7 protein-coding genes are annotated in these 7,832 nt (G+C 61.2%); 5 read left to right on the top strand and 2 right to left on the bottom strand.

What is annotated here, in order from left to right:
* Nucleotides 1-71 precede the first annotated feature (71 nt).
* Nucleotides 72-989, bottom strand: coding sequence for a LysR substrate-binding domain-containing protein (locus AD662_RS00505; RefSeq protein ID WP_018604704.1), 918 nt, complete (start codon nucleotides 987-989; stop codon nucleotides 72-74).
* 179 nt (nucleotides 990-1,168) lie between these two features.
* Here AD662_RS00505 and aspA point away from each other — a divergent pair, with 179 nt between their 5' ends.
* The 5 genes from aspA to AD662_RS00480 all read left to right on the top strand — a co-directional run bounded on the left by aspA (nucleotide 1,169) and on the right by AD662_RS00480 (nucleotide 7,497).
* A complete protein-coding gene (aspA, locus tag AD662_RS00500; protein WP_018604702.1) occupies nucleotides 1,169-2,593 on the top strand; it encodes an aspartate ammonia-lyase in 1,425 nt (474 codons plus the stop codon).
* A 486-nt stretch (nucleotides 2,594-3,079) separates the two neighbouring features.
* Complete coding sequence (locus AD662_RS00495) at nucleotides 3,080-4,531, top strand: alanine/glycine:cation symporter family protein (RefSeq protein WP_053177453.1); 1,452 nt, start codon at nucleotides 3,080-3,082, stop codon at nucleotides 4,529-4,531.
* 128 nt (nucleotides 4,532-4,659) lie between these two features.
* Entirely contained in the window at nucleotides 4,660-5,664 is a 1,005-nt protein-coding gene (locus AD662_RS00490; RefSeq protein WP_018604699.1) for an asparaginase, read from the top strand.
* A gap of 215 nt (nucleotides 5,665-5,879) precedes the next feature.
* A complete protein-coding gene (locus AD662_RS00485) occupies nucleotides 5,880-6,872 on the top strand; it encodes an AraC family transcriptional regulator (protein WP_053184883.1) in 993 nt (330 codons plus the stop codon).
* A 166-nt stretch (nucleotides 6,873-7,038) separates the two neighbouring features.
* Nucleotides 7,039-7,497 (top strand): REP-associated tyrosine transposase, encoded by a 459-nt coding sequence (locus AD662_RS00480; protein WP_053184880.1) that lies wholly within the window; start codon nucleotides 7,039-7,041, stop codon nucleotides 7,495-7,497.
* Between the two features lie 6 nt (nucleotides 7,498-7,503).
* Here the strand turns inward: AD662_RS00480 and AD662_RS29620 are convergent.
* Nucleotides 7,504-7,832 (bottom strand): hypothetical protein (locus AD662_RS29620; RefSeq protein ID WP_211264866.1); only part of this gene is annotated, 329 nt, incomplete at its 5' end.

Genomic DNA, 7,832 nt, shown 5'->3' with positions numbered 1-7,832 from the left:
AGTTAAGAAGGTGGCGACTGACACACCGCATTCGCGAGCAAGCCCGCTCCCACAGGGGTTCTGCGTGGGTTTCAGGACCCGATGGCACCCTGCGCCACGCCGCCTTCGAGCTTGCGCCACAACAACCGCACATTGGCCTTGCGCACCAAGGCGCAGCGGTACAGGCGGATCTCCAACGGCACGTGCCATTGCGGGCCGCCGCAGATCACCAGTTCGCCCCGGGCCAGTTCGGCGCGTACGCTCAGGTGCGGCACCCAGGCGATGCCCAGGCCTTCCAGGGCCATGCTTTTCAGGCTGTCGGCCATGGCCGTCTCGTAGATCGTGGTGAACCGCAGCGCCCGCTGGCGCAGCAACTGGTTGACCGAACGCCCGAGGAACGCCCCGGCGCTGTAGGCCAGCAGCGGCACGCTGGCCTCGCCTTCAGGGTCGAACAGCGGCTTGCCATCGGCATCGGCGGCGCACACTGGGAGCATCTCGGTCTGGCCCAGGTGCAGCGACGGGAAAATCTCCGGGTCCATCTGCATGGCCGAATCCGGATCGTAGAAGGCCAGCATCAGGTCGCAGCCCCCTTCACGCAAGGCGTGGACGGCATCGCCGACGTTGGTCGCCACCAGCCGCGTGGCGATGTTCATCCCTTCGTTGCGCAATTGCGCGATCCAGCGCGGGAAAAAGCCCAGCGCCAGGGAGTGGGCAGCGGCCACTTGGATGACTTCGCCCTGTCCACCTTCCAGGTGATGCAAATGACGCAGCACTTCACCCAGCTGCTCGACCACCGTGCGCGCCGTCACCAGGAACAACTGCCCCGCCGCCGTCAGCTCGACCGGCGTGCGCGAACGGTTGACCAGGGTCAGCCCCAGCGCCGCCTCGAGGCTGCGGATTCGCCGGCTGAAGGCCGGTTGGGTCACGAAACGCCGCTCGGCCGCCTGGGAGAAACTGCGGGTAGCGGCCAGGGCACTGAAGTCCTCAAGCCATTTGCTTTCAAGATTCATCACGCCTCCCTTAAACGCACCAAAACAGGTCACACGTTCGTCGCACCGCCGACGTCACACCGACATTATGCCGAATATGCATAGGCCAGTGCTTAACAGCATTGGCCCTATTTTTTTCCAGAGCCTAGGATTCGCAGCGTTCCGGCTCAGACCGGGTCCTTATCGAGATGATTTCCATCATGTCCTCCGCTGCATCATTCCGCACAGAAAAAGACCTGCTTGGCGTACTCGAAGTACCGGCGCAAGCGTATTACGGCATCCAGACCCTACGAGCGGTAAACAACTTCCGTCTCTCCGGCGTCCCGATCTCGCATTACCCTAAGCTGGTGGTCGGTCTGGCAATGGTCAAACAGGCCGCCGCTGACGCCAACCGCGAACTGGGCCAGCTCAGCGAAGCCAAGCACGCCGCCATCAGTGAAGCCTGTGCACGATTGATCCGCGGCGACTTCCACGAAGAATTCGTGGTGGACATGATCCAGGGCGGCGCTGGCACGTCGACCAACATGAATGCCAACGAAGTCATCGCCAACATCGCGCTGGAGGCCATGGGCCACCAGAAAGGCGAGTACCAGTACCTGCACCCCAACAACGACGTGAACATGGCGCAGTCCACCAACGACGCCTACCCGACTGCGATCCGCCTGGGTCTGCTGCTGGGCCACGACGCGTTGCTGGCCAGCCTCGACAGCCTGATCCAGGCATTCGCGGTCAAAGGTGAAGAATTCAGCCACGTCCTGAAAATGGGCCGCACCCAGCTGCAAGACGCCGTGCCGATGACCCTTGGCCAGGAATTCCGCGCCTTCGCCACCACCCTGAGCGAAGACCTGGCGCGCCTGAAAACCCTGGCGCCTGAACTGCTCACTGAAGTGAACCTGGGCGGCACCGCCATCGGCACCGGCATCAACGCCGACCCGCGCTACCAGGCCCTGGCCGTACAGCGCCTGGCAACCATCAGCGGCCAGCCGCTGGTTCCGGCCGCCGACCTGATCGAAGCCACCTCCGACATGGGCGCCTTCGTGCTGTTCTCCGGCATGCTCAAGCGCACTGCGGTCAAGCTGTCGAAGATCTGCAACGACCTGCGCCTGCTGTCCAGCGGCCCGCGCACCGGCATCAACGAAATCAACCTGCCGGCTCGCCAGCCAGGCAGCTCGATCATGCCCGGCAAGGTCAACCCGGTGATCCCCGAAGCGGTCAACCAGGTGGCCTTCCAGATCATTGGCAACGACCTGGCCCTGACCATCGCGGCCGAAGGCGGCCAACTGCAACTGAACGTGATGGAACCGCTGATCGCCTTCAAGATCTTCGACTCGATCCGCCTGCTGCAACGGGCCATGGACATGCTGCGCGAGCACTGCATCGTCGGCATCACAGCCAACGAAGCGCGCTGCCGTGAACTGGTCGAGCACTCGATCGGCCTGGTCACCGCCCTGAACCCTTACATCGGCTATGAAAACGCCACCCGCATCGCCCGTATTGCCCTGGAAAGTGGCCGCGGCGTGCTGGAACTGGTGCGCGAAGAAGGCTTGCTCGACGACGCCATGCTCGACGACATCCTGCGCCCGGAAAACATGATTGCTCCGCGTCTGGTACCGCTCAAAGCGTGATCGACACGAACACCGCTCACCAGGTCGAGGGACTAGACACCTCTCACCTTTTGAGGGCTTGGGGATCTTCCCCAAGCCCTTTTTTTAATTGATAGCAGCAAAGGATGACTGAATCTGTGGGAAGGAACCTACTCGCGATAAACAACGACGTGCTGCCCGTAGTAAACCGCGTCGCCAGCCAACGCGAGCAGGCTTGCCCCCACAATAACCTGACCGAAAGGCCAGGTGTTTCAAAGGATTCGTTTCGTCGGATGCACCACAACTGTGCAGACGGGCACCGCGCTGATAGGTATAGTGCCGCCCCTCTTCGCATGAGTGATCGTCTGCAGCGAGATCCTTAAACATGCGAAAACCGAACTAATAACAACCCGCAAAAATGGACCAGGACGAAACATTGCCTCACCTGTCGTGCCGCGCGCCGACCGATGTAACGCGACATTTCAAATGGCCAGCATTTGCTTAAACAAAAAACAGCGAGGAATACTCATGCTCGAAGTCATCAACGACTTCCTTTCAGGGAAAGTGCTGATCGTGCTCATTGTCGGGCTCGGTGGCTACTTCACGATCCGCTCGCGTTTCGTGCAGTTCCGTCATTTCTTTCACATGTTCACGGTGTTCCGTGACAGCCTGAAAAGCAGCACTGACCAACTCAGTTCCTTCCAGGCCCTGATGCTCAGCCTGGCTGGCCGTGTCGGCGCGGGCAACATCGCCGGTGTCGGCATCGCCGTGACCCTGGGTGGTCCTGGTGCGGTGTTCTGGATGTGGGTGACTGCCCTGGTCGGTATGTCCAGCAGCTTCTTCGAATGCTCCCTCGGCCAGCTCTACAAGCGCTGCGACTCCGAAGGCCAGTACCGTGGCGGCCCGTCCTACTACATCCAGCACGGCCTGCAGAAACGCTGGTTGGGCATGATCATGGCGTTCCTGCTGCTGATCACCTTCGGCTTCGCCTTCAACGGCCTGCAAGCCCACGCCGTGACCCACTCCCTGAACAACGCTTTCGGCTTTGACACTACCTACACCGGCCTGGCCCTGGCGGTATTGCTGGGCCTGGTGTTCATTGGCGGGATCAAGCGCATCGCCAAGGTGGCCGACCTGCTGGTACCGGTCAAAACCCTGGCGTACATAGGCGTAACTCTCTACGTGATCGTGCTGCAGTTCGAACACGTACCGGACATGCTGGCGACTATCGTCAGAAGTGCGTTCGGTCTGGACCAAGCCTTTGGCGGTCTGATCGGCAGCGCCATCATCATGGGCGTCAAGCGTGGCGTATTCGCCAACGAAGCCGGCCTGGGCAGTGCGCCTAACGTGGCCGCCGTAGCCTCGGTCGAGCATCCGGTAGCACAGGGTGTGGTCCAGGCGTTCAGCGTGTTCCTGGACACCTTCGTGATCTGCACCTGCACCGCGCTGCTGATCCTGTTGTCGGGCTTCTACACCCCTGGCTTCGAAGGCGACGGCATTGCTCTGACCCAGAACTCCCTGGCCGCCGTGGTCGGTGACTGGGGTCGGATTTTCATCTCCGTGGCCCTGTCGTTGTTCGTGTTCACCTCGATCCTCTACAACTACTACCTGGGTGAAAACAATCTGCGCTTCATGGTCGGTGAAAACCGCAAGGTGCTGATCGGCTATCGCGCCCTGGTGCTGGTATTGATCTTCTGGGGTGCCATCGAAAACCTGGGTACCGTGTTCGCCTTCGCAGACATCACCATGACCCTGCTGGCGTTCGTGAACCTGATCGCGCTGTTCCTGCTGTTCAAGGTCGGCATGCGCATCCTGCGTGACTACGATGACCAGCGTGCGGCCGGCATCAAGGTTCCAGTCTTCGACTCCAGCAAGTTCCCGGACCTGGACCTGGACCGCAACGCATGGCCAGCCACCCCGTCGGCACCGGTTGCCAAACCTGACGCCGAGACTGCTGGCGTGGCCGCAGCGCAACGCTGATCGGTAACAAGCAAAAAACCGGGCGCATCCCCTGCGCCCGGCGTGACACAGCCTAAGGTCGGCGTCATGCTCGGCCTTATGTTGTGGCAGCGAAGTAGAGCTGCCGTTTTCGTCCTCGGAGAACCCCCATGAATTCCTCGACCTATCCTGCCGCGCAGCACGTCATGGTGCTCTACACCGGTGGAACCATCGGCATGCAGGCCAGCGCCCACGGTCTGGCCCCGGCATCCGGTTTCGAAGCGCGGATGCGTGATTACCTGCACAGCCAACCCGAACTCGTCGTCCCGCAATGGCGTTTCCGGGAAATGTCGCCGCTGATCGACAGCGCCAACATGACCCCGGCCTATTGGCAGCAACTGCGCGAAGCAGTGGTCGATGCCGTGGACGTGCAGGGTTGCGACAGCATCCTGATCCTGCACGGCACCGACACCCTGGCCTACAGCGCCGCGGCGATGAGCTTCCAACTGTTGGGCCTGCATGCGCGGGTCTGCTTCACCGGCTCGATGCTGCCCGCCGGCGTGACCGACAGCGACGCCTGGGAAAACCTCAGCGGCGCGCTGGTCGCCCTTGGCCAGGGTCTGGCGCCGGGCGTGCACCTGTACTTCCACGGTGAGCTGCTGGCGCCAACCCGTTGCGCGAAAGTGCGCAGCTTCGGTCGCCACCCGTTCAAGCGCTTGGAACGCCAGGGTGGCGGCGTCAAAGCCTCCTCGCTGCCGGCGCAGTTGAATTACAACCAGCCCAAGCAACTGGTGAACATCGCGGCGCTGCCGCTGTTTCCCGGCATCAGCGCGCAGATCCTCGACGGCCTGCTGGGCAGCGGCATCCAGGGCCTGGTGCTGGAATGCTACGGCAGCGGCACCGGGCCGAGCGACAACCCGGCCTTCCTCGCCAGCCTCGAGCGGGCGCGGGACAGCGGCGTGGTGGTGGTGGCGGTGACCCAATGCCATGAAGGTGGCGTCGAGCTGGACGTTTACGAAGCTGGCAGTCGCTTGCGTGGCGTTGGCGTGCTGTCCGGCGGCGGCATGACCCGCGAGGCCGCGTTCGGCAAGTTGCAGGCCTTGATTGGCGCAGGGCTGCCAGTGGATGAGGTTCGGCGGCTGGTAGAGCTGGACCTGTGTGGCGAGCTGAGCTGACACCCGGCAAACCCTGTGGGAGGGGGCACTTGTGGGAGCAAAGCTTGCTCGCGATGCGGGCGACACGGATCAACTGTAAGGTCGCGTCATCGTTCTTCGCGAGCAAGCTTTGCTCCCACAGGTTTACTCCCACATTAGAGGTTGTGTTGAACCTTCGATTTTCATCCGGCATATAACTTGCTCCGTTTCCAACCTCCTCCAGGCTGGAAACGGACATGCTTCATTCCCACCTCACCACCCTCAACGCCGTCTCCCTGGTACTGAGCACCTTCAAGAGCCAAGGGCTGTCCAGTGATGCATTGCTGGCCGGCAGCGGCATCAGCGCGGCGGACCTGAGCCGGGCCGATACGCGCATCACCACCAACCAGGAGATGCAAGTCTGCGCCAACGCCGTGGCCCTCAAGCGCGACATCGGCCTGGAACTGGGCCGGCGCATGCACGTTTCGTCCTACGGCATGCTCGGTTATGCCCTGCTCACCAGTGCCACCTTAGGTGACGCCTTGCGCCTGGCGCTGCGCTATCCGGCGCTATTGGGAACACTCTTCGAACTGAACCTGGACGATGACGGCCAGTACATCTGGTTCAGCGCCAGCGATTATCGGGAGAACCCGGCCCTGGCGGTGTTCAATGCCGAGTTCTGCATGGTTTCGCTGAAGGTCATCTGCAACGACCTCCTTGGTCATGCACTGCCCTTGCGTGCGGCACGCTTCGAACATCCGGCGCCCGACTACCAGGTACGCTACACCGCGCCCTTCGACTGCCCGGTGCGCTTTGACAGCGACGATAATGCGTTCGCCTTCGAGCGCCACTGGCTCGAACAACCCTTGCCCCTGGCCGACCCCATCACCCACCACGCCATGGCCGAACGTTGCCGCCGGCAGAACACCGAGTTCACCGGACGCCAGGCCTGGCTGGGGCGGATCCGCCAGTTGCTCGACGCCCAACTGGACGCCGCCCCCGGGCTGGAAGGCCTGGCCGAACAGATGAACTGTTCGGCGCGCACCTTGCGCCGGCACCTCAAGGACCTGGGCTGCAGCTATCAGGAACTGCTGGACGAACTGCGCTTCGAACGGGCCAAGCAGATGCTCTGCGAGGACCAATTGCCGATCTATCGAATCGCCGAACGACTGGGCTTCAGCGAAACCGCCAGCTTCCGCCACGCCTTCGTGCGCTGGAGCGGCGTGGCGCCAAGCCAGTTCAGGGCCTGACCCCTTCCTGGGAGTCGCCGCTTGCATGGACAACATCTAATCCCTGTGGGAGCAAGGCTTGCCCGCGATGGCGTCAGACCAGACACATCCTGCTCCAACATTCCAAGTCGGATCTACTCCTGCTGTCCTAGCCTTGAACTAAAGGACAGATTAAGGATGATCACTTGTGACAACACTGCCTCATTCCCAACAGTTGCGTTCCGGACGTTATTCGCAGTCTGGACAAATCTATTTACTGACCGTGAATACGCGCGACCGCGAGCCGTTTTTTGGCCGCTTCGAGACCGGACGCTTAGTAGTCGATGCCTTCCGAAAGGCTCAGGAAGAACAATTTGCCCATTCGTTGGCCTGGGTGGTGATGCCAAACCATTTTCACTGGCTGATCGAATTGCAGGGTATAGAACTCTCCAAGCTGATCGCGCGAACAAAGTCTCGGACCACGGTTGTCTTCAATCGATTGATGCAGCGGGAAGGATCGCTTTGGCAGGAGGGATTTCATGACCGGGCCATTCGCAAGGAGGAATATCTGCAAACAGTCGCTCGATATATCGTGGCAAACCCGCTGCGAGCCGGTTTAGTTACAAAAATTGGGGACTACCCATTGTGGGACGCGATCTGGATCTGATGCGATTCAAGCTGCGCCCATGATGGCCTCATCGCGGGCAAGCCTTGCTCCCACTGGTATTCCAAATGCTGCTTTTGGGGGGAGCAAACCTGCTTCCACAGGTATTCCAAATGCTGCCTTTGGGGGGAGCAAACCTGCTTCCACAGGCATTCCAAATGCTGCCTTTTGGAGGAGCAAACCTGCTTCCACAGGCATTCCAAATGCTGCCTTTGGGGGGAGCAAACCTGCTTCCACAGGCATTCCAAATGCTGCCTTTGGGGGGAGCAAACCTGCTTCCACAGGCATTCCAAATGCTGCTTTTGGGGGGGAGCAAACCTGCTTCCACAGGCATTCCA

Source organism: Pseudomonas kilonensis, from assembly GCF_001269885.1.
Classification (GTDB): Bacteria; Pseudomonadota; Gammaproteobacteria; order Pseudomonadales; family Pseudomonadaceae; genus Aquipseudomonas; species Aquipseudomonas kilonensis.
The sequence above is the reverse complement of the archived record's forward strand: the minus strand, read 5'-3'. Positions and strand labels throughout refer to the sequence as shown.

Excerpts from the sequence above, each read along its gene's own strand:
- AD662_RS00490 (WP_018604699.1), top strand. The coding sequence starts at position 4,660 with ATGAATTCCTCGACCTATCCTGCCGCGCAGCACGTCATGGTGCTCTAC.
- AD662_RS00505 (WP_018604704.1), bottom strand. The coding sequence starts at position 989 with ATGAATCTTGAAAGCAAATGGCTTGAGGACTTCAGTGCCCTGGCCGCT.
- aspA (WP_018604702.1), top strand. The coding sequence starts at position 1,169 with ATGTCCTCCGCTGCATCATTCCGCACAGAAAAAGACCTGCTTGGCGTA.
- AD662_RS00495 (WP_053177453.1), top strand. The coding sequence starts at position 3,080 with ATGCTCGAAGTCATCAACGACTTCCTTTCAGGGAAAGTGCTGATCGTG.
- AD662_RS00485 (WP_053184883.1), top strand. The coding sequence starts at position 5,880 with ATGCTTCATTCCCACCTCACCACCCTCAACGCCGTCTCCCTGGTACTG.